The sequence below is a fragment of the Kocuria sp. CPCC 205235 genome (assembly GCF_040980905.1).
GTDB lineage: Bacteria > Actinomycetota > Actinomycetes > Actinomycetales > Micrococcaceae > Kocuria > Kocuria carniphila.
The window spans coordinates 70130-87624 of the sequence record NZ_JAVKPR010000004.1 but is presented as its reverse complement, the minus strand read 5'-3'; the positions used below and the strand labels follow the sequence as shown (position 1 = coordinate 87624).

At 66.3% G+C, this 17495-nt stretch carries 21 protein-coding genes and 1 pseudogene; 4 read left to right on the top strand and 18 right to left on the bottom strand.

The window, feature by feature from the left end:
* Positions 1-40: 40 nt before the first annotated feature.
* On the bottom strand, positions 41-538 hold the full coding sequence (tpx, locus tag RF638_RS04540) for a thiol peroxidase (protein WP_095797481.1): 498 nt from the start codon (positions 536-538) through the stop codon (positions 41-43).
* Positions 539-676: 138 nt separating this feature from the next.
* Between tpx and RF638_RS04535 the strand changes: the two genes are divergently transcribed.
* Positions 677-1663, top strand: a complete 987-nt coding sequence (locus RF638_RS04535) for a malate dehydrogenase (RefSeq protein ID WP_368841521.1) — start codon at positions 677-679, stop codon at positions 1661-1663.
* A gap of 129 nt (positions 1664-1792) precedes the next feature.
* Here RF638_RS04535 and RF638_RS04530 read toward each other — a convergent pair whose 3' ends face one another.
* A complete protein-coding gene (locus tag RF638_RS04530; protein ID WP_129700007.1) occupies positions 1793-2302 on the bottom strand; it encodes an O-acetyl-ADP-ribose deacetylase in 510 nt (169 codons plus the stop codon).
* 82 nt (positions 2303-2384) lie between these two features.
* Between RF638_RS04530 and RF638_RS04525 the strand changes: the two genes are divergently transcribed.
* Positions 2385-3107: a PIG-L deacetylase family protein gene (locus RF638_RS04525; RefSeq protein WP_095797484.1), complete on the top strand. Its 723-nt coding sequence runs from the start codon at positions 2385-2387 to the stop codon at positions 3105-3107.
* 30 nt (positions 3108-3137) lie between these two features.
* On the opposite strand, the gene RF638_RS04520 is transcribed toward RF638_RS04525, so the two are convergent.
* Together RF638_RS04520 and RF638_RS04515 are read right to left on the bottom strand one after the other, a co-directional pair.
* The gene (locus tag RF638_RS04520) at positions 3138-3533 is read right to left on the bottom strand and encodes a YchJ family protein (RefSeq protein ID WP_368841520.1); all 396 of its coding nucleotides are present in this window, start codon (positions 3531-3533) and stop codon (positions 3138-3140) included.
* 61 nt (positions 3534-3594) lie between these two features.
* Complete coding sequence (locus RF638_RS04515) at positions 3595-4500, bottom strand: uracil-DNA glycosylase (protein WP_368841519.1); 906 nt, start codon at positions 4498-4500, stop codon at positions 3595-3597.
* A gap of 99 nt (positions 4501-4599) precedes the next feature.
* Between RF638_RS04515 and RF638_RS04510 the strand changes: the two genes are divergently transcribed.
* Positions 4600-5421, top strand: a complete 822-nt coding sequence (locus tag RF638_RS04510) for an aldo/keto reductase (RefSeq protein ID WP_095797487.1) — start codon at positions 4600-4602, stop codon at positions 5419-5421.
* A gap of 86 nt (positions 5422-5507) precedes the next feature.
* On the opposite strand, the gene RF638_RS04505 is transcribed toward RF638_RS04510, so the two are convergent.
* From RF638_RS04505 to RF638_RS04485, 5 genes are all read right to left on the bottom strand, one after another.
* Positions 5508-6194, bottom strand: a complete 687-nt coding sequence (locus RF638_RS04505) for an MOSC domain-containing protein (RefSeq protein WP_129700011.1) — start codon at positions 6192-6194, stop codon at positions 5508-5510.
* The gene (locus tag RF638_RS04500) at positions 6191-6742 is read right to left on the bottom strand and encodes a DUF488 family protein (protein WP_095797489.1); all 552 of its coding nucleotides are present in this window, start codon (positions 6740-6742) and stop codon (positions 6191-6193) included. The genes RF638_RS04505 and RF638_RS04500 overlap by 4 nt, the downstream gene beginning before the upstream one ends.
* A 102-nt stretch (positions 6743-6844) precedes the next feature.
* Positions 6845-7735, bottom strand: coding sequence for a rhodanese-related sulfurtransferase (locus RF638_RS04495; protein ID WP_368841518.1), 891 nt, complete (start codon positions 7733-7735; stop codon positions 6845-6847).
* A gap of 111 nt (positions 7736-7846) precedes the next feature.
* Entirely contained in the window at positions 7847-8659 is an 813-nt protein-coding gene (locus RF638_RS04490; RefSeq protein WP_129700013.1) for an LLM class flavin-dependent oxidoreductase, read from the bottom strand.
* 39 nt (positions 8660-8698) lie between these two features.
* Positions 8699-9088: a heavy metal-responsive transcriptional regulator gene (locus RF638_RS04485; protein ID WP_042529932.1), complete on the bottom strand. Its 390-nt coding sequence runs from the start codon at positions 9086-9088 to the stop codon at positions 8699-8701.
* Positions 9089-9194: 106 nt separating this feature from the next.
* Between RF638_RS04485 and merA the strand changes: the two genes are divergently transcribed.
* A complete protein-coding gene (gene merA, locus RF638_RS04480; RefSeq protein WP_035123389.1) occupies positions 9195-10619 on the top strand; it encodes a mercury(II) reductase in 1425 nt (474 codons plus the stop codon).
* Between the two features lie 370 nt (positions 10620-10989).
* Here merA and RF638_RS04475 read toward each other — a convergent pair whose 3' ends face one another.
* The 9 genes and pseudogenes from RF638_RS04475 to RF638_RS04435 form a co-directional block, all read right to left on the bottom strand.
* Positions 10990-11574, bottom strand: a complete 585-nt coding sequence (locus tag RF638_RS04475) for a hypothetical protein (protein ID WP_006840953.1) — start codon at positions 11572-11574, stop codon at positions 10990-10992.
* Positions 11528-12751: a relaxase/mobilization nuclease domain-containing protein gene (locus RF638_RS04470; protein ID WP_368841517.1), complete on the bottom strand. Its 1224-nt coding sequence runs from the start codon at positions 12749-12751 to the stop codon at positions 11528-11530. Before RF638_RS04470 ends, RF638_RS04475 begins: the two co-directional genes overlap by 47 nt.
* Complete coding sequence (locus RF638_RS04465; protein WP_053447000.1) at positions 12748-13338, bottom strand: hypothetical protein; 591 nt, start codon at positions 13336-13338, stop codon at positions 12748-12750. The genes RF638_RS04470 and RF638_RS04465 overlap by 4 nt, the downstream gene beginning before the upstream one ends.
* A complete protein-coding gene (locus RF638_RS04460) occupies positions 13335-14756 on the bottom strand; it encodes a Rep family protein (protein WP_368841516.1) in 1422 nt (473 codons plus the stop codon). Before RF638_RS04460 ends, RF638_RS04465 begins: the two co-directional genes overlap by 4 nt.
* Positions 14740-15078 (bottom strand): hypothetical protein, encoded by a 339-nt coding sequence (locus RF638_RS04455; RefSeq protein ID WP_081046168.1) that lies wholly within the window; start codon positions 15076-15078, stop codon positions 14740-14742. The genes RF638_RS04460 and RF638_RS04455 overlap by 17 nt, the downstream gene beginning before the upstream one ends.
* A complete protein-coding gene (locus tag RF638_RS04450; RefSeq protein ID WP_035123395.1) occupies positions 15075-15323 on the bottom strand; it encodes a helix-turn-helix domain-containing protein in 249 nt (82 codons plus the stop codon). The genes RF638_RS04455 and RF638_RS04450 overlap by 4 nt, the downstream gene beginning before the upstream one ends.
* Positions 15323-15535 (bottom strand): hypothetical protein, encoded by a 213-nt coding sequence (locus RF638_RS04445; RefSeq protein ID WP_053446998.1) that lies wholly within the window; start codon positions 15533-15535, stop codon positions 15323-15325. The genes RF638_RS04450 and RF638_RS04445 overlap by 1 nt, the downstream gene beginning before the upstream one ends.
* A 182-nt stretch (positions 15536-15717) precedes the next feature.
* Positions 15718-17154, bottom strand: a complete 1437-nt coding sequence (locus RF638_RS04440; RefSeq protein WP_061225161.1) for a recombinase family protein — start codon at positions 17152-17154, stop codon at positions 15718-15720.
* Positions 17155-17199: 45 nt separating this feature from the next.
* A pseudogene (locus RF638_RS04435) lies at positions 17200-17448 on the bottom strand (LLM class flavin-dependent oxidoreductase); the annotation flags it as partial.
* Positions 17449-17495: the final 47 nt, after the last annotated feature.

The following is a 17495-nucleotide window of genomic DNA, read 5'->3' as shown; positions in this document are numbered from 1 at the left end:
GGGGCGGGGCCGAAAGGCCCCGCCCCACAAAGGTGACTGCTTAGGACAAGACGTCCTCAGCGGCGTCGTAATCGGGCTCGTCGGTGATTTCGTCGACGAGCTGGGTGTAGACCACCTCACCGTTTTCGTTGAGAACCACGACGGCGCGAGCCAGCAGGCCTTCGAGCGGGCCGTCGGTCTGAACCAGGCCGTAGTCCTCGCCGAAGCTGGAGCGGAATGCGGAACCGGTGGTGACGTTCTCGATGCCCTCGGCGCTGCAGAAACGGTCGTGGGCGAACGGCAGGTCCTTGGACACGCAGACCACTGCGGTGTTGTCGAGTGCTGCCGCGCGCTTGTTGAACTCACGCACGGACTGGGCGCACACGCCGGTGTCCAACGACGGGAAGATGTTGAGGACCACGCGCTTGCCAGAGAAATCCTGGGAAGTCACGGGGCTGAGATCGGAACCCACCAGGTCAAAGGTGGGTGCGGTGGTGCCCACGTCGGGCAGTTCGCCGGAGGTGTGGACGGTGTTTCCCTGAAATGCGGTAGTTGCCATGTCTTCATTGTGCTGTGCGCCACGCGTCATGTCAGCATCTGTCGCCATCTTTAGCCGTGCGCTGAACTTCCCGCTGCTAGTGTCATAGGTCACTGAACACCCGCGAAACCGGCGTCACCCCGCTCCTCAGGAGGATCCATGAGTCCAGCACCCGTCAACGTTGCCGTCACCGGAGCCGCAGGTCAGATCTGCTACAGCTTGTTGTTCCGAATCTCTCAAGGTGACCTGTTCGGACCGGATCAGCCCGTTCGATTGCAGTTGCTGGAGATTCCCCAGGCACTGGGTGCCCTGGACGGCGTGGTCATGGAGCTCATGGACTGCGCGTTCCCCTTGCTGGCCGATGTGCAGACCGGTGACGATCCCGAGAAGGTCTTCGACGGCGCCAACTTCGCGTTGCTCGTGGGTGCCCGTCCGCGCACCAAGGGAATGGAGCGCGGCGACCTGCTGGAGGCCAACGGTGCCATCTTCACCGCTCAGGGGGCTGCGTTGAACAAAGTGGCCGCAGACGACATCCGGGTGGTGATCACGGGAAACCCCGCCAACACCAACGCCTTGATTGCTCAGCAGAACGCCCCGGACATCCCCGCCGACCGCTTCAGTGCGCTCACCCGGCTGGACCACAACCGAGCTAAGTCCCTGTTGTCCAAGCAGACCGGGGCGCCCGTGACCGACATCAAGCGCATGACCATTTGGGGCAACCACTCCGCCACGCAGTACCCGGACCTGAGCCACACCACGGTGGCCGGCAAGCCCGCACTGGATCTGGTGGATCACTCGTGGGTCGAGGAAGAGTACATTCCACGGGTTGCCAAGCGCGGTGCGGAAATCCTGGCGGCGCGCGGCACCTCATCCGCAGCCTCTGCCGCCGGGGCCACGGTGGACCACGCCCGCGATCTGTTCCGCGGCACCCCCGAGGGTGATTGGACGTCGATGGCGGTCGTGTCGGATGGTTCCTATGGCGTTCCGGAGGGGCTCGTCAGCTCATTCCCGGTGACCACGTCCAACGGTGACTGGTCGATCGTGGAAGACCTGGATGTTTCGGCGTTCTCTCGCTCGCGCATCGACGCGTCCGTGGCCGAGCTCGAGTCGGAACGTACTGCGGTCAAGGAACTGGGACTGATCTAAGCTTCCGGCCCTACGTGAGCGGCCTGATGTGAGGAAACCGCAGGCACGCAGTCTGAGGGGAGGATTGTGCAGAAATCGTGGCGATTTTCTGCACAATCCTCCCCTCACGCTTGGCCCCGGTCCGTCTGCTCAGCGGCCGAGCGCTTCGTGGAACATTTCTTCGGCGTCGTTGGAGAAGGGCACGAAAATGACGGTCTCCACGGATGTGTCCGCTTCTTGCACCGTGCGCACGGCGATCTCCGTGGCGTTGTCCATCGGCCACCCGTAGATCCCGGCCGAGATGGCGGGGAACGCCACGGACTTCGCACCAATCTCGTCCGCCACGCGCAATGACTCCCGGTAGCACGAGGCCAGGGTGTCGCTCCGGTCGGTTTTCTTGGCGAAGACGGGTCCTACGGTGTGGATGACCCACTTCGCAGGAAGGTTATAGCCCTCCGTGGCCACGGCCTGGCCCGACGGGAGGCCGTCCTTGAGAGTGGTTTCGCGCAACCGTTTGCACTCTTCCAACAGCTGCTTGCCGGCCGCTCGGTGGATGGCACCGTCCACTCCTCCGCCACCGAGTAGCGATGAGTTGGCGGCGTTGACGATGGCGTCTGCTTGAACCTTGGTGATGTCACCTTTGACAATCTGAACGTCCATGACTTCACCCTACGCCGCAGAATAGTAAACGTCAGGGGCTGAATCCCTGGCCGCGGAGCGTCCACGTGCCTAGGCTGAGAGCATGGCTGATCTTCCGATTTTCGACGATTCCCAGGTCCAGAACGTGCTGTGCGTGGTCGCGCACCCGGATGACATGGAGTACGGCGGTTCCGCCGCAGCGGCCCGCTGGGTGGAGCGCGGAGCGAGCGTCTCCTATCTGTTGCTGACCGCGGGTGAGGCGGGTATCCGAGACCAGGATCCGAGCGATGTCGGCCCTTTGAGAGCTCAGGAACAGCGGGACGCCTGTGCAGCCGTGGGTGTCGAAAACCTCACGATCCTGGATCTACCGGACGGCATGCTCGAATCCGGATTGGACATCCGCAAACGCATTGCCCGGGAGATCCGGAAGATCAAGCCGGATACCGTGGTCACCATCAATTGGGACGTGATGGCCGCGTGGGGCCTCAATCAGGCGGACCACAGGGTGGCCGGGCTAGCTACGCTGGACGCCATCCGTGACGCGGACAATCCGTGGGTCTTCCGTGAGCTCATGGACGAAGAAAACCTGGAACCCTGGGGCGTCACCCGTCTGATCGTCAGCGGCGTGGAGCCCGATTACGCGATCGAGCTTTCCGAGGCCAATATCAACGCCGCGGTGGAATCACTGCGCTGCCACAAGCAGTACCTCTCGGCGCTGGGCAGCCACCCGGATCCCCAGGAGATGATCACGGGCATGACCTCGGAAGCCGGTCAGTCCGCCGGTGTGGATCACGCCCTGGGCATCAAGCTGTACAAAATGCGCTGATCCCCGGTCCGGCAGTCGGGACCCTCGAGGTCACGGCTCTTCGTCGGTCATGGCCGCCACGTACATCCACCGGCCGGCACGCTTGCGGAACAGGGACACCTCGTGCTCGCTGTCCCCTCGTCCCGCCGCGATATAGCGCGCTGTGAATTCGACGACGCCGCTCTCATCCTTCGCTTGCCCCGCCTCCGTCTCGTGGATGGTCAGGCCCAACCACTCCGTGCTCGGATCCGCGGAGACCTCCGACGGGCGGGTCGACGGGTGCCAGGTCCGGAACAGGTGGTCCTGGTTGCCCAGCGCGAAGGCCGTGTACCGCGAGCGCATCAAAGCCTCGGCCGTCTCGGGCCAGCGCTGATTGCTCAGTGCCGGTTCGCAGCACTGTTCATAGGACGCACCGGCGGGAATTCCGCCGCAGGGGCACACACTCATTCCTCGGAGTTTACCGTCAGCACCGGGCACCCCGGTCGACCCTGGCCGACCACCACCAGCGTTACGGATGGTCCGGCTCATCGGACTCCGCAGCGTTGTCGGACAACCCTGATCCGTACGTCTCCCCCGCCGCGAGTGCGAGGGCTTGATCGAGCATGGGCTCGGTCAGCCGCCCGGTGAACGTGTTCTGCTGGCTCACGTGATAGCAACCGACGAGCCGAACGGGCTGACCGTCCGGTCGCAGCAGCTCAGCGACGGCCCCGTGGCCGAACTTGGGTCGCGGTTTGGGCACCTCCCAGCCCATCCGCACGGCAGCGGCCAACGTGGTCTGCCATGCAATGCCACCCAGCGCCATGATCCCCTCAACATCGGGCAAGAGGGTAAATTCGCGGTCGAACCATCCGCTGCACGCCGCTTTCTCCGCGGGTAGCGGTTTATTGGCCGGTGGAGCGCAGCGGACGGGTGCGATCATGCGAACGCCACGCAGACGTTGTCCATCTCCCGCGGTGGTCACCGTTTCGTGAGCCGCAAAACCGGCCCGATACAGCGCCGCATAGAGCCAATCGCCCGCACGGTCGCCCGTGAACATGCGCCCGGTCCGGTTTCCACCGTTGGCCGCGGGTGCCAGGCCCACGATGACCAGCCTTGCGTTCGGGTCCCCATAGGACGGCACCGGTCGGCCCCAGTACGGCTCACTCGCGAACGAAGCACGCTTGTGCTCGGCCACGCTCTCCCGCCACTCGACCAACCGCTCGCACGCCCGGCACACGCTGCACAGAGCGTTGAGTTCGCCGACGCCGCTCGTGCCGTCCGCGAGCGCCCGCACCGCAGCGGCGTCGTGCCCGACGGGTGTGTCCGGCGAGGCGGGGTCCTCGGGCCAGCCCGCGCCCGGAGGAACGGGCGACGGGAACGACTGGCCCGTGAGGGGGTGCGGCAGGAGCGGTGTGTCCGATTCGGGGGTTGCCATGACTGAGTCCTCTTCGCGTGTTGAACCGAACAGTGATTGCGGAGGTTCACCCGAGACCCTAGCGTGGTGTCCACCCCGTCCCCTGGCTCAGGAGAAATCGTGAATCGCATCGTAGAACTGTCCGACGGCACTCAACTGACCGCGATCGGACAGGGAGCGTGGAACATTGGCGACTCTACCGCTACCCGCGAGGCCGAAATCAGCACGCTACGCCGGGGTGTGGAGCTGGGCCTCACGCTGATCGACACGGCGGAGATGTACGGCAGCGGGCGCTCCGAAAAACTCGTGGGTGAGGCAATCGCGCCGATCCGCGATGACGTGTACCTGGTGGACAAGGTGCTGCCGTCCAATGCATCGGCCAAGGGAACCGAGGAGGCCTGCGAGCGCAGCCTACGACACCTGGGACTCGACCACATCGACCTGTATTTGCTGCACTGGCCGGGCTCATATCCGGTGGAGGAAACGCTCATGGCCTTCGAACGGCTCGTGGACCGCGGGTTGATCGGCGACTGGGGCGTGTCCAACGTTGATCTGGCGGAGTTGGAGAGCTACCCGGAGAACCCGCTGGTCAACCAGGTGCTCTACAATCCCTCGAGCCGGGGTCCGGAACTCGACCTGTTCCCCGCCATGAAGCAGCGGGAGATCGTAGCCATGGCGTACTCCCCGGTGGGACAGGGTGAGCTGCTCGGCGATTCTTCGCTTCAAGACATTGCCGAGAAGCACGATTCGACCGTCGCGCAGCTGCTTCTGGCGTGGGCCATCCGGGACGGCAACACAATCGCGATTCCCAAGGCGTCCACGGTGGAGCATGTGGAGGACAATGCCCGTGCGCTCGAGCTGCAACTGAGCACGGAGGACCTCCGCGCCATCGATGTGGCTTTCCCCGCTCCGGATCAGCCGGGACCGCTGGAGCTGATCTGATCCGAACAGGACCGGGCTGCTGAGTGGATGGCCAAGTAGTACCGGTCTGAGGTCCGGTCAGCACCAAGCGCGAGGCTCGCGGTTACTCAGACGCTTTCGCCCAAACGACGTCGCAGCTGCTTGCGCCAGCGATCCGGAAATTCGGGGGCCTCGAGCAGCTCGCGCATGGCCGCCAGGTCTCCGCGCTCCACGTTCATGATGCGGCTTACGAACGCCGAGGACACCGCGTCCGGCAGCCGGGACACGAACTCAAAGCGGTCCCCGACCTGGACATCGCCTACTTCGAGCACGCGCAGGTAGTAACCGCAGCGGTTGGTGCTCATCATGAGCTTGGGTAGGTCCGGGTTGGACCATTTCTTGGAGATCGTGCCGCAGGGTTGGCGCGGTTGGGTGACTTGAACGACCGCACTGCCCACCCGGTACACGTCGCCCAGGAACACCTTGTCCTCGGTGGCGCCGCGGATGGTGAGGTTCTCGAAGAACGCGCCATCGGGCAGCTCGAGCCCTTCAGCCCGCCACGCGTCGTAATGCTCGGCCGGGTAGCAACACACGGCCTTCTCGGTTCCACCGTGATGTTTTAGGTTCCCCTGCTCATCCCCCACGAAACCCGTGGCGGTCAAGTGAACCGGGCCAGCGTGCGGCGTCTTGACTGCGGCCGTCCTGAGCGCGCGCGATGACCCCCAGTTGTGAGACTTCACCTCGCCAGTGCGAAGCAGGGTAATCGAGGCGTCCGTCACCTTCGGCTCGTCCACGGTCGCTTGGTCCTGACTCATGCTTTGGCTCCATCCCACACCGGGTTTCCGTGCTCGTCCAGGCGCAATCCCTCGCTGGGTTCGTGCACCGTGAATTTTCCGTTGTGCATCAGATGTACCACGCGCACGCTGTGCTTCGCGGTGGCCACATCCGAGATGATGCGCCTGTGACAACGCCACCACACGGACTCCGAACACATCACGGCCGTACGTTTATCGTCCAGCCCTCCCAGAAGGTCGGCCATCCCGGCTCGGAATTCCTCGCTGCGGGTCCACGCGGCATAGGCGCGGAAGGCCTTGACTCGCCACCATTGGTCCGGTGATTGCTGGTCCTCGGCTTTGGAGAGCGAGCGGCGACCGCCCAGGCGTTCATCCCACACATATTCGATACCCAGCTCGTGGGCGAGCTCTTCAATCTGCCCGCGCGCGGCGGCGTCGTTGCGGCGACTGCCCGGGAACCGGCGCACGTCCACGATTCGTTCGATGTGCGCGCCCTGCAGCAAGCGGGCCAACTCGTCGCGGTCCGCGGTGCCGTGGCCGAAGGTCATGAGGGTCGTGGGCTGAGCCATGCCCTCCAGGGTACGAGGCTCCGTGCGGGGAGTCTCCGAAGGCAGGAGGCGCCCGGGGGCAAAGCTCCCGAACGCACGGATCCTCGTGAGAACCGATACGTGTTAGGCCGCGACCGGCACGCAGTCCGGGCAGTGATCGCGCGCCCCCGATTCGGTGCAGGACTCGCAGCACAGGAACAACTGACGGCACGTCTGTTCGGCGCAGTTGACATAGCGGGGCGTGGGCTCACCGCATTCGGCGCACGTGCCCAGGGACTGCGCGCCGGGCTCGAATTCCATGTGCATCCGCTTGTCGAACACGTAGAGCGAACCGTCCCACAGGCCCTTATTCCCGTAGGCCTCGCCGTAACGCACAATCCCGCCGTCCAATTGGTAGACGTCCTGGAAACCGCGGTTCTTCATGAGCACGCTGAGCAGTTCGCAGCGGATCCCGCCGGTGCAGTAGGTGACCACGGGCTTGTCCTTGAAAGAGTCGTACTTGCCCGATTCGATCTCGTCGATGAAATCACGGGTGGTATCCGTCTCCGGGACCAGCGCGTCCCTGAACTTGCCGATCTGGGCTTCCAAGGCGTTGCGGCCGTCGAAAAACACGACCTCGTCACCGTGCTGGTCCATGAGTTCGTGCAACTGGTGCGGCTTCAGATGGGTGCCGCCACCCTGCACGCCATCCTCAGTCACGGTGATCGGATCGGGAGCGTGGAAGGTCACCAATTCCGGCCGCACCTTGACGCTCAACCGTGGAAAGTCGTCCCCCACCCCGTCAGACCATTTGATGTCCGCGTCCTTGAACGGTGCGTACTCCTTGAGGCCCTTCACGTAGCGCTTGACGTCATGGATGTCCCCGCCCACGGTCGCGTTGATCCCCTGCTCGGAGACGATGATGCGCCCCTTCACGTTGCTGCGTTCGGCGAGGTTCTGTTGCCACAGCTTGATGGCATCAGGATCGGCCAGCGGGGTGAAGACATAGAACAGCACAATTTTCGGCAGGGACATACCCACCAGTTTAAGTGAATCCGGGGCCGCCCACGCGCGGTGGGCGGCCCCGGGGAGGTGAGCTTGGCGACGTCGTCGATGCCGACCACGGGACGACGCCGCCAGCTCGGCTTAGGAAATCTCGTACCCCGTCACGGGGCCTTCAGTATTCGGCTGCCAACCGAGCTCGGGGGCGACGTACTTAGCGAAGTTCTCCAGGATCCGCAGGTTCAGCTCGGGGCCCAGCTGGCTGGGAATCGTGAGCGTCAGGGTGTCGGACTCCATCACGGCCTGATCCTGCTTCAGCTGCTCCACCAAGGTGTCCGGCGAACCCGCATAGGTGCGCCCAAAGACGGAGGTAAACCCGTCGATCACTCCCACCTGGTCACGCGATTCCCGGGCACCCATGTAAGAGAAGATCTCGTCCTCGGGACCCACGATCGGGAACACGCTGCGGCTGACGGAGGTGCGCGGCGTGCGAGTGTGATCAGCAGCGCGGAAGGCTTCGCGATAGCGGCGCAACTGTTCGGCCTGCTGCTCCGCGAAGGAACCCTCGTTGGCCTCGGTGAGCAGCGTGGAACTCATGAGGTTCACGCCCTGCTCCCCCGCCCACTCGGCGGTCTTGGCCGATCCTGCACCCCACCAGATGCGCTCGGCCAGACCGGGCGACTGCGGTTCTATGGCCAGCTTGGCTCCGGCGCCGTACTGAGCGGGATCCGCGTAGGTCATGGGTTCACCCTTGATGGCGCGCATGAACTTCTCGAAGTGCTCACGGGCAGTGTCCGCGCCGCGGGGGTCCTCCGAGCCGGTGTAGCCGAACGACTCCCACCCGCGCAGCGCCGGTTCGGGGGATCCCCGGCTCACGCCCAGTGCAACGCGGCCGTCCGCAATGAGGTCCAGCTGAGCGGCCTCTTCCGCGAAGTACAGCGGATTTTCGTAGCGCATGTTCGTGTTATGGCTCTCGTTTTCTCGGTCCGCGTCCCTCTACAGGTACCGGCAGACCTGGTCTGGGCTGCATGTGTCGGGGTCCGGGTGCGCGGCGTCGTGCCGGAGGTCGGCGATGGTGCCGTGCAGGGCGGTGAGCTGGGCGATCTGCTGCTCGATCTCGGCCAGGCGCGCGTCGAGGAGGTCTCGCACGTGCTCGCAGGGCGCGTGGCCGCTGTCGCGGATGTCGAGGATTTGGCGGATCTGGGCGAGGGTGAGGCCTGCGGCCTGGCCACGGTGAACGAAGTCGATCCGGGCGACGGCGTCGGGCGCGTAGTCGCGGTACCCGGATGGCGTCCGGTCGGCCGGGGGCAGCAGTCCCTGCTCTTCGTAGAACCGGAGCGTCTTCGAGGTGGTGCCCGCGCGTTCGGCGAGTTCTCCGATGCGCATTGCGGCCTCCGATCATTCGGCAGGGGCCACGCTTGACCTTCCCCTGCACTGGAAGGTCCAGTATGGCTGAAACGGAACAGAAGTCCAAGCCTTGACGGGAGCAGCGATGCCTACGAAGTACGATCTCGCCATCATCGGATCGGGCGGCGGAGCGTTCGCCGCCGCGATTCGCGCGACCATGCTCGGGAAGTCGGTGGTGATGATCGAGCGTGGCACGCTCGGCGGCACCTGCGTGAACACGGGCTGCGTGCCGTCGAAGGCCCTCATCGCCGCCGCCGATGCACGGCACGTCGCCGCCGACGCCGCCGACCGGTTCCCGGGGATCGCGACGACGGCAGGCCCAGTGGACATGCCCGCGCTGATCGCCGGGAAGCAGGCGTTGGTCGAGACGATGCGGGGCGAGAAGTACGCCGACGTCGCCGATTCATACGGGTGGCACGTCCGGCGGGGAGACGCCGGGTTCGCGGGCACCCCGGACGCGCCGGTGTTGGAGGTCACCGCCGCAGACGGAGCGGTCGAGACGATCGAGGCCGAGCACTACCTGGTCGCCACCGGTGCGCGGCCGTGGGCTCCGCCGATCGACGGCCTGGACGAGGCCGGGTACCTGACCTCGACCACGGCGATGGACCTGACCGAGGTCCCCGAGTCGATGCTGGTGCTCGGCGGCGGCTACGTCGCCCTGGAGCAGACGCAGCTGTTCGCCCGCCTCGGCTCCCAGGTCACCGTGCTGGTGCGGTCCCGGCTCGCGTCGAAGGAGGAGCCGGAGGTGTCCCGGACACTGCAGGAGGTGTTCGCCGACGAGGGCATCCGGGTGGTCCGCCGCGCGGTGCCGACCCGGGTGTCCCGGGACGCGGCGACCGGGCAGGTCGTGGTTACCGCGGACGTGTCCGGCGGCTCGCAGGAGTTCCGCGCCGACCAGGTGCTCGTCGCCCTCGGACGCCGTCCCGTCACCGACGGCTTGAACCTCGATGCGGTCGGGGTGAAGACCGGGGACTCCGGCGAGGTGGTCGTCTCCGACCATCTGCAGTCGTCGAACCCGCGGATCTGGGCCGCGGGCGACGTGACCGGGCACCCGGAGTTCGTCTACGTCGCGGCCCACCACGGCACCCTCGTTGCCGAGAACGCGTTCGCCGACGCCGACCGGTCCGTCGACTACTCCCATCTGCCGCGGGTGACGTTCACCGGACCGGCGATCGGCGCGGTCGGGATGACCGAGAAGGAGGTCGTCGCCGCGGGGATCCGCTGCGACTGCCGCGTGCTGCCCCTGGAGTATGTGCCCCGGGCGGTGATCAACCGCGACACCCGCGGGTTCATCAAGATCGTCGTGAACGCCGATACGAGCGAGATCCTCGGCCTCACCGCCGTCGCCAAGGACGCCGGGGAACTCGCCGCCGCAGGCGTCCACGTGCTCGGCAAGACCATCGCCGAAGTCGCCGACGCCTGGGCCCCCTACCTGACCATGACCGAAGGCATCCGGATCGCCGCGAAGTCCTTCACCACCGACCCGTCACTGCTCTCGTGCTGCGCATGAACGGCAACGCATGCAATCGGGGAGATCTCATCCGGAAGAGGTGCAGACGATGAGCGCCGATCACGACCGCGACGAACGGCGCGCCGGTCCCATCGTCGCCGCAGGGACCGGGCTGCTCCTACTGGCATGCTGCGCGCTTCCGTTGCTGCTCTGCTGCGGCCTGCCGCTCATCGCAGCGGGCGGAGCACTCGCAGGCGTCGGAGGGCTCCTCGGCAATCCCTGGATCATCGGTGCCGGGATCGCCGTCGCGATGGCCGTCACGGCCGGGATGCTCGTCAGGCTACGGCGGCGGCACCGAGGCCGCAGGACTGGCTGCTGCGAAAATCCTTCGACTGCTGATCGGAACCGGTAGCTCGATCGGATCCAGCCATCACCGCCAACGGGGCCACCTCGGCATCCCGCGGCCCTTCCAGGTCTCCACGAGACCGGCGACCCAGCGGACGGACGCGAAGAGTCCGTAGCCGGCCCCGGCGAGGCCCATGGAGACCACGAGCCAGCGACCGATCCCGAGCCACACGCTCCCGTCCACGTCGAGGGCCCACTGAGCGCCCGTGATAAGCCCGGCGACGGCCATCCAAACACCCGCGACGATCACTGCGACCGGCAGCAGCGCGAGGCACATCGACGCGGCGACAGACCAAAGCTGACGGGCCTCCAGCTTCGCCGTTGTGGCGATGATCTTTTCGGCCCGCTCGTTCGCGGCGTCAATCTTGGCTGTTGCCACGGCCCCGGCGTCGGCAGCGGCCCTCTCGATCGACTGCACAGCCTGATCCCGGGCCGTGCTGATCGCACTCGTCGCCTCGGCGCTGGCTTGGGTGATCGACTCCCGCCAGGCCTTCTGCGCACCGTTCGCGGCCCGCTCGAACTTAGCCCGGCTCTCATCGAGATGCTTGGCGGCAGCCTCGGACTTAGAGGCTGAGCCCTTCAGACTCTCCCCGTTGAGGTTCACGCTCATACCCGCGAGAGTGGACGCGATTCCGGCGAGCAGTTCGCTGTTCTCGTTCGACTCCGGCGGCGGCGACGTTGAGGTCAGCTGATGCGAGATCGCGGAGAGCTGCTTCTCCTGCTCCTCGCTGTCCACCTTCACGAACCCCGCGAGCTTCTTCTGCTGCTCGGTCAGCGTGGCGATCCTCGTATTCTGCGCCTCGACGGCGGCGAGGATCGAGGTCAACAGCTCCATCGTCTCCGGACTGCCGAGCGGTTGCGGCGACTGCACGGGCCCGTTCTGCTGCTTCAGCCTGTCGAGTGCTGCGCTCATGTTCCTGCTCCTTCTGCTGCTGGTGGTAGTCGAAGAACGCCTGCGCGCCCTCCGGGGTGAAGTCCGCCGAGAGTGCGCTCGTGCGCTTGCGGCGCTCGGCACGCCCGGACTCGCCGCGGCGGTCCTCGATGTAGAGCGTCCAGGTCTCCTGCCCGGCGCGTTTGCCCTTCTTGCTGACGGGGCTGTGCAGCCGCATCCGTGGCACCCGATCCCCGTCATCACCGAGCTGCTGGTTCTGCTCCTCGATCACCGAGACCAGACCGGCCTTGTCCACCGCGCGGGGATCGGCCAGCGCCGCACTCATCCGGTCGCCCATCTCGCGGTCGAGCGACCCCTCGGCGAAGTCTTCGCGGCGCAGCTCCCAGTCCTTCGGCGCGTGCTCCAGCCGCTTCACGACCGAGAGCCCGTGCTCGCGCATCAGCTCGTCGTTCGCCGACTGCACGCCCTTCTGATTCCCGGTCTTGCGGTCGTGGAACGTGCGATAGTCCGAGAGCGCCTTTCCCGTGCGGTTGTTGTGATTGAGAACCAAAATATGGTTGTGCGGCTTCTTTCCCCGCCCATCCACATGACTGACGACGAGGCAGTCGGAATCCGGGTGCATCTTCTTGGCGAGCTGGTAGCCCAGGTCGTTCACCCGCTGCACGTGTTCGGGGTTCTTCGGGTCGAACTCCTCGTCGCTGAACGACTGGCGGTAGTGCAGCGCCTCGACCTCGCGCGTCGTGTTCTGCGTGAGCGCCCGAGCGCGCGCCGAGAACGCGCCGGGGCCTCCCGGCACATCGCACGTGATCGCGACGCCCCGCTCGTCCTCCTTGCCCCGGATATAGCGCTCCGTGTCGGCGGCGCTGGCGCTCGGGCTGTAGTGCGTCGTGCTCATGACGCCGTCCGATCACCGAGCAGGGCGCGGACCTCGCGCAGCAGCTCGATCAGCTCGGGCACCTCCGACGACAGCGCCACCGCCTCACCGGCACGTGCTCGGTGGTCCAGGTCGTTGACGTTGATCGCCAGCGGGCGGATCTGCGCGGCCAGCTCACGCGCGTCCGCCGACACCTGCGCGCGCGCCTCGACGCCGAGCAGGTGCGCGGCCACGGCGGCGTCCAGCTCCTCGCTCCGAGAGGCGTGGAGGGCATCGCGCACGACGGCCCGCACCCACGTGCTCGGAGCCAGCCCGAGCCGCTTCGCACGAGTGCGAAGCGCCGCGAGCGTGGCCTCTCCGAAGTCGGTATCGAGCTTCGCGCGGCCCCCACGACGACGCTTCGCGCCGCCGTGACTCTGCCGCACAGCCTCCGCATCAGCCCAACCCGTGTTCACCTGGGAGTCGGTCTGCTGCTCCACCTGTACGCCAGAGTGGCAAGCAGTAGGCATGTCGGACACATCGCTGACGCTCGTGTCCTCCATGCCTGCTTGCGAGGGGCCTCCGGCCCCCTCGACCCCCTGGAAGAGCGCGTCCAGTTCGGTGCTCATGCGGCACCTCCGATCAGTGCCAGCGGCACGTCCGGACTCCGCACGGCGAGCCCGCTCAGCAGCTCCGCGACCGCGCCGTCCGCGTCGTGGTCGGCCGAGGTCTCCGGACCGTAGGTCAGTTCCCGCGACCCGGCGTTCCGGTGGTACGCGTTCCCGTACATGCCGGGCGTGTGCGCGGCGGCCGGAACGCTGCACTGATGCCACTCGTAGGGCTCGATCCTTCCGATGTGCTGCACGAGGTAGCGGTTGATCTCGTCGGCACGGTAGACCTTCACGACCGAGGCCAGGCGGCGGATGAACTGGTCCAGCGCCTCGTCCACGTTGCCCTTCTGACGGGCGTAGTAGAAGAACTCGACGGGCTCGATCGTCGCCGTGATGACGATGAGACGCGGGGCCACCTCGCCCTTGTTCTTATAGCGCGCCTTCGCCGGGGAGGCGTTGTACGGATCGAGCAGCAGCAGCCAGTCGTTCGCGTCCATCGCCGAGGCGCGCAGATCGTCGAGCAGCAGCACTTCCTCCCCGCGCCAGTCATCGAGGGGGTTCCCCGTGGCGGCCCGGTAGACCTGCCACCGCTCGCCGTGGGCGTTCGCCGCGTTGATCGCCTCGGTGATGAAGTCCGTGGCGAACCGGGTCTTGCCGATACCGGCATCCCCGTGCACGAATACCACGTGCGTCGAGAACTCACCGGCGCGGAGCTTCGCCGCCGCCCGGTACGCGCGGCGTTGACCGTAGGCGGACAGGGCATCGTCGATCTCCCGCTGATGCCGCGAGTAGATGTCGAACAGTTCATCGGTAAGCATGATCTGATCGCGCGTGATCTCGCCCTGGAGCACGCGCTCGCGCATGTCCTCGAAGTTCTCGGCGACGACCTTCTTCTTCACGTGGGCGCGACCCTTGAGCCACGTCTCCCGGCGCTGGGCGTCGATGCCGAGGTAGTCCGGCCCGCGCACCGTGGCGACCTCCGAAGGCGCGTACTGGTGCTTGTCCGCGTACTTCACGTGCGTCAGGTACGAGAGCATGTTGTCGAAGGCGTACCGCCCGCGACCGGGCTTCTCGACGTACTGCGGTTCGACGCCGATGCCAAACGCGAGCCGATCCAGAGGCGCGCTCTTCGCGCGGCTGGCGAACTTGATCACCGCGTGCAGGTGATCCGGCTTCGGCTCGACCACGAGGGTCTTCTCGGTGTCGCTCCAGACCTTGCACTCGTCCTTGTCGTGCACGATGCCGTAGGCCTCGACGACCTCACAGCCGATCGCCTCGAGCCGCTGCACCACGTAGGCGAGGATCGCCCCGGCTCCCTGCTGGAGCAGCGCGGCCCCGTTCGCGTCCTCGGCGGCCCAGGTCCAGTACGACGGATCGAGGTACTGCGTGAGCCCGATGCTCGTCGGGTTGTTCTCCTGCTTAGCCACGGCGACCACCGCCCAGGACGTCGGAAGGAGCGTGCGGCGCCTTAAATGACCCCCTATTGACCCCCAAATGATCCTGCGGGGTCACGCGGTGGAGCGAAGGCGAAACCGGCAGCTGACCAGGCATGTTGTTGCATGGCGCGGCAATCGACAAGCCCTTGCCGCGCCCGTAGGAACGGATGAGGCTTCCAGAACTCTTGGAGTGCGGAGCACGGATGAGGACGGGCATCACGACGACGGGCAGCCCGCCTCCGGCGGATGCCAGGCCAGGCCCATCGGTCGGGCTGGTCAGGTCAGCGGGAGCGGTGGCGCTGGTGCGTTCGGCGGCGTTCATCGGGCACCACCCTTGCGGTAACGCTTGATGACGGCCTGATGCGTGACGCCGAGGGCGTCGCCGATCTTGGCCCAGGTCACCCCGTCGGCGCGGGCATCGGCGACGGCCATCTCGACGGCCTCCTCCAGCACGGAGCGGAGCACGCCGAGGTCGTAGAGGTGCGCTTCGCTGTCGGCGAGGGTGGGGTCGCCCACACGCCAGCGGAAGCCGTTCACGTGGGCGAAGGCGGCGGAGTTGGCGCTCATCAGCGATCACCACCCATCACGGCGGCGACCGCGGCCCGCTGGCGCGGAGTCAGCGGCGTGCGGGCCAGGCGCTCACCAGCTCGGCGACCGGCGGCGAGGGCGGCAGCGATGACGGGATCGAGCCCATCAGCCTGCGGATCGGGGGTCGAATCCTGGTCGAGCCCAGGGCAGTCCAGCGCAGATGCGCGGGGAGCGTCGATAACGACAGACATCGGAAGTCCTCAAACATGAGTGTGCTTCCGGTTCCCCGCCACGGTAATTGGGCTGTTTGACCGGCTACTCATCCGGGAGTAGTACCGCCAGCTTCAAAGTCTGGCCCCCGGTGGGATCTTCTTGTCTGCAACCATTGTCCCACGAGTCGACTCACCAGTCCACTGACGAGTCGACTCGCGTGTCAGTCGCGACGCGGCTCTATACGAATGAGGTCGGGGTCGAACTTCACGTGACCGGGCGCGATGGGCTCGATGGTCACCGTCACCAGCTCGTCCACGAGCATCCGGCGGCGGTCCACGTCCAACGTCTTCCACTTCGCCTCGACCACCTCGCGGCGCTCCGCGGTGCCGACCGGCTCGTCCACGTCCGCGAGCAACTTCGCCGCCACCGAAACCGAACGGTCGAGCAGCTCCGCGTCGATCTCATCGATGCGGGCCTTCACGTCGTTGATCGCCGCCGTGATCTCCAGGACCGGCTGATGGATGTCACGCAGCAGCGGGCTCAGCTCCTTCACCCGCTCGACCAGGGCGTTCCGCTCCGTCAGCAACTCCTCGTGATCTGGCCCATCGTCCTCCTGCGGCATCACGAGGTTGTGCACATCCACCGAGGACAAGCGGGTGAGCACCGCCTCGGTCACCATCGCATCGACGGGCTCGCGCTGGCGGGTGAGATGGAACTGCTCGCCGCAGCGGTACGTCGGCTGCTTGCGACTGTTCGTCCCGGAGACGAGCGTCGCGCCGCACTTCCCGCACAGCCCGATCGTGGACAGGAGGTACTTCGGCTGGTTACCCTGCCTCGCCGACCTTCGCACGTTGTCCTCCAGCTTCGCCACCGCGGCCCGCCACGTTTGCTCGCCGACGATGGGCGGGAACGCGTCGCCCTGCACCGGGTACAGCTCGCCCGACGCGTAGTGCTTGATGTAGCCAGCGTAGAGCGGGTTCGCCAGGAGGTAGCGCACGGCATCGACGGAGAACTCCGACCCGCGGGCGGTGAGATGACCGGCACCGTTCAGATCCTCGCGGATTCGCCGGATCGACAGCGACGGCTCGCCGAGGAACGCGGCGAAGGCCCGCCGGACGGCGTCGGCCTCCTCCGGGATCAGCTCGCCCTCTCGCGTCCACCCGAACGCCTTCCAGGCGCTCGTCGGGATGCCCTCGAAGCGTCGGCGCTCGTTCGACCTGATCTGACGCTCCGCCTTACGCCTGGCCTCGAACCGGGCCAGTGCCGCGAGCATCGTCGCTCGGAACTCACCGTCGGCCGTCGAGAGGTCGATCTCGCCGTCCACGGTGACGACCCGCAGCCCCAGGTCAATCAAGGTGTTGAGGTCCTTCGTGCTGCGCAGCAGCCGGTCCATGTCCACGGCGACCACCATCGAGAAGCGGCCCGCGCGGGCATCGTCCAGCATCTCGGCCCAGCGGGTGCCAGCGCGGCGCTTCTTCGTCGCCGACACGGCGTTGTCCTCGTAGACCTCGACGACGTTCCAGTCCTTGGCCTCGGCCAGCGCCCTGATCTTCCTCAGCTGCGTATCGACCGTCCAGCGGTCGCCCTTGCGGTCCATGGAGGCGCGGACGTACGCGGCCACCTCGTTCGTCTTCCTCAGCGCTACCAGTTCGACCATGCAACCAAGCTTACGGAACGAGTGTCACAACCGCGACATGCTCTAGCGCATGTCGATCACGCCGGTGCCTACCTCGATGCGGCGGGTACGCGCGGCGATGGCGCTCAACAGCGGCATGGGAGAAGCGGACTGGCGAGCGTAGTGGTGCACGCGGAAATAGGCACCGTTGACGCCCAGCTCGTCCGCGCCCTCTGCGATCTCAATGGCGTCCCGCAAGGACTGCCGCGCATCAGGATCGCCGGGCCCGCGACCGGAGCCGTAGTGACCGAAACTCAAGAATCCGAAAGCCTTCATGACCACAACAACATACTTGATCCAGATATTATTTCCGAATCAAGGAC

Excerpts from the sequence above, each read along its gene's own strand:
- tpx (WP_095797481.1), bottom strand. The coding sequence starts at position 538 with ATGGCAACTACCGCATTTCAGGGAAACACCGTCCACACCTCCGGCGAA.
- RF638_RS04535 (WP_368841521.1), top strand. The coding sequence starts at position 677 with ATGAGTCCAGCACCCGTCAACGTTGCCGTCACCGGAGCCGCAGGTCAG.
- RF638_RS04530 (WP_129700007.1), bottom strand. The coding sequence starts at position 2,302 with ATGGACGTTCAGATTGTCAAAGGTGACATCACCAAGGTTCAAGCAGAC.
- RF638_RS04525 (WP_095797484.1), top strand. The coding sequence starts at position 2,385 with ATGGCTGATCTTCCGATTTTCGACGATTCCCAGGTCCAGAACGTGCTG.
- RF638_RS04520 (WP_368841520.1), bottom strand. The coding sequence starts at position 3,533 with ATGAGTGTGTGCCCCTGCGGCGGAATTCCCGCCGGTGCGTCCTATGAA.
- RF638_RS04515 (WP_368841519.1), bottom strand. The coding sequence starts at position 4,500 with ATGGCAACCCCCGAATCGGACACACCGCTCCTGCCGCACCCCCTCACG.
- RF638_RS04505 (WP_129700011.1), bottom strand. The coding sequence starts at position 6,194 with ATGAGTCAGGACCAAGCGACCGTGGACGAGCCGAAGGTGACGGACGCC.
- RF638_RS04500 (WP_095797489.1), bottom strand. The coding sequence starts at position 6,742 with ATGGCTCAGCCCACGACCCTCATGACCTTCGGCCACGGCACCGCGGAC.
- RF638_RS04495 (WP_368841518.1), bottom strand. The coding sequence starts at position 7,735 with ATGTCCCTGCCGAAAATTGTGCTGTTCTATGTCTTCACCCCGCTGGCC.
- RF638_RS04490 (WP_129700013.1), bottom strand. The coding sequence starts at position 8,659 with ATGCGCTACGAAAATCCGCTGTACTTCGCGGAAGAGGCCGCTCAGCTG.
- RF638_RS04485 (WP_042529932.1), bottom strand. The coding sequence starts at position 9,088 with ATGCGCATCGGAGAACTCGCCGAACGCGCGGGCACCACCTCGAAGACG.
- merA (WP_035123389.1), top strand. The coding sequence starts at position 9,195 with ATGCCTACGAAGTACGATCTCGCCATCATCGGATCGGGCGGCGGAGCG.
- RF638_RS04475 (WP_006840953.1), bottom strand. The coding sequence starts at position 11,574 with ATGAGCGTGAACCTCAACGGGGAGAGTCTGAAGGGCTCAGCCTCTAAG.
- RF638_RS04470 (WP_368841517.1), bottom strand. The coding sequence starts at position 12,751 with ATGAGCACGACGCACTACAGCCCGAGCGCCAGCGCCGCCGACACGGAG.
- RF638_RS04465 (WP_053447000.1), bottom strand. The coding sequence starts at position 13,338 with ATGAGCACCGAACTGGACGCGCTCTTCCAGGGGGTCGAGGGGGCCGGA.
- RF638_RS04455 (WP_081046168.1), bottom strand. The coding sequence starts at position 15,078 with ATGAACGCCGCCGAACGCACCAGCGCCACCGCTCCCGCTGACCTGACC.
- RF638_RS04450 (WP_035123395.1), bottom strand. The coding sequence starts at position 15,323 with ATGAGCGCCAACTCCGCCGCCTTCGCCCACGTGAACGGCTTCCGCTGG.
- RF638_RS04445 (WP_053446998.1), bottom strand. The coding sequence starts at position 15,535 with ATGTCTGTCGTTATCGACGCTCCCCGCGCATCTGCGCTGGACTGCCCT.
- RF638_RS04440 (WP_061225161.1), bottom strand. The coding sequence starts at position 17,154 with ATGGTCGAACTGGTAGCGCTGAGGAAGACGAACGAGGTGGCCGCGTAC.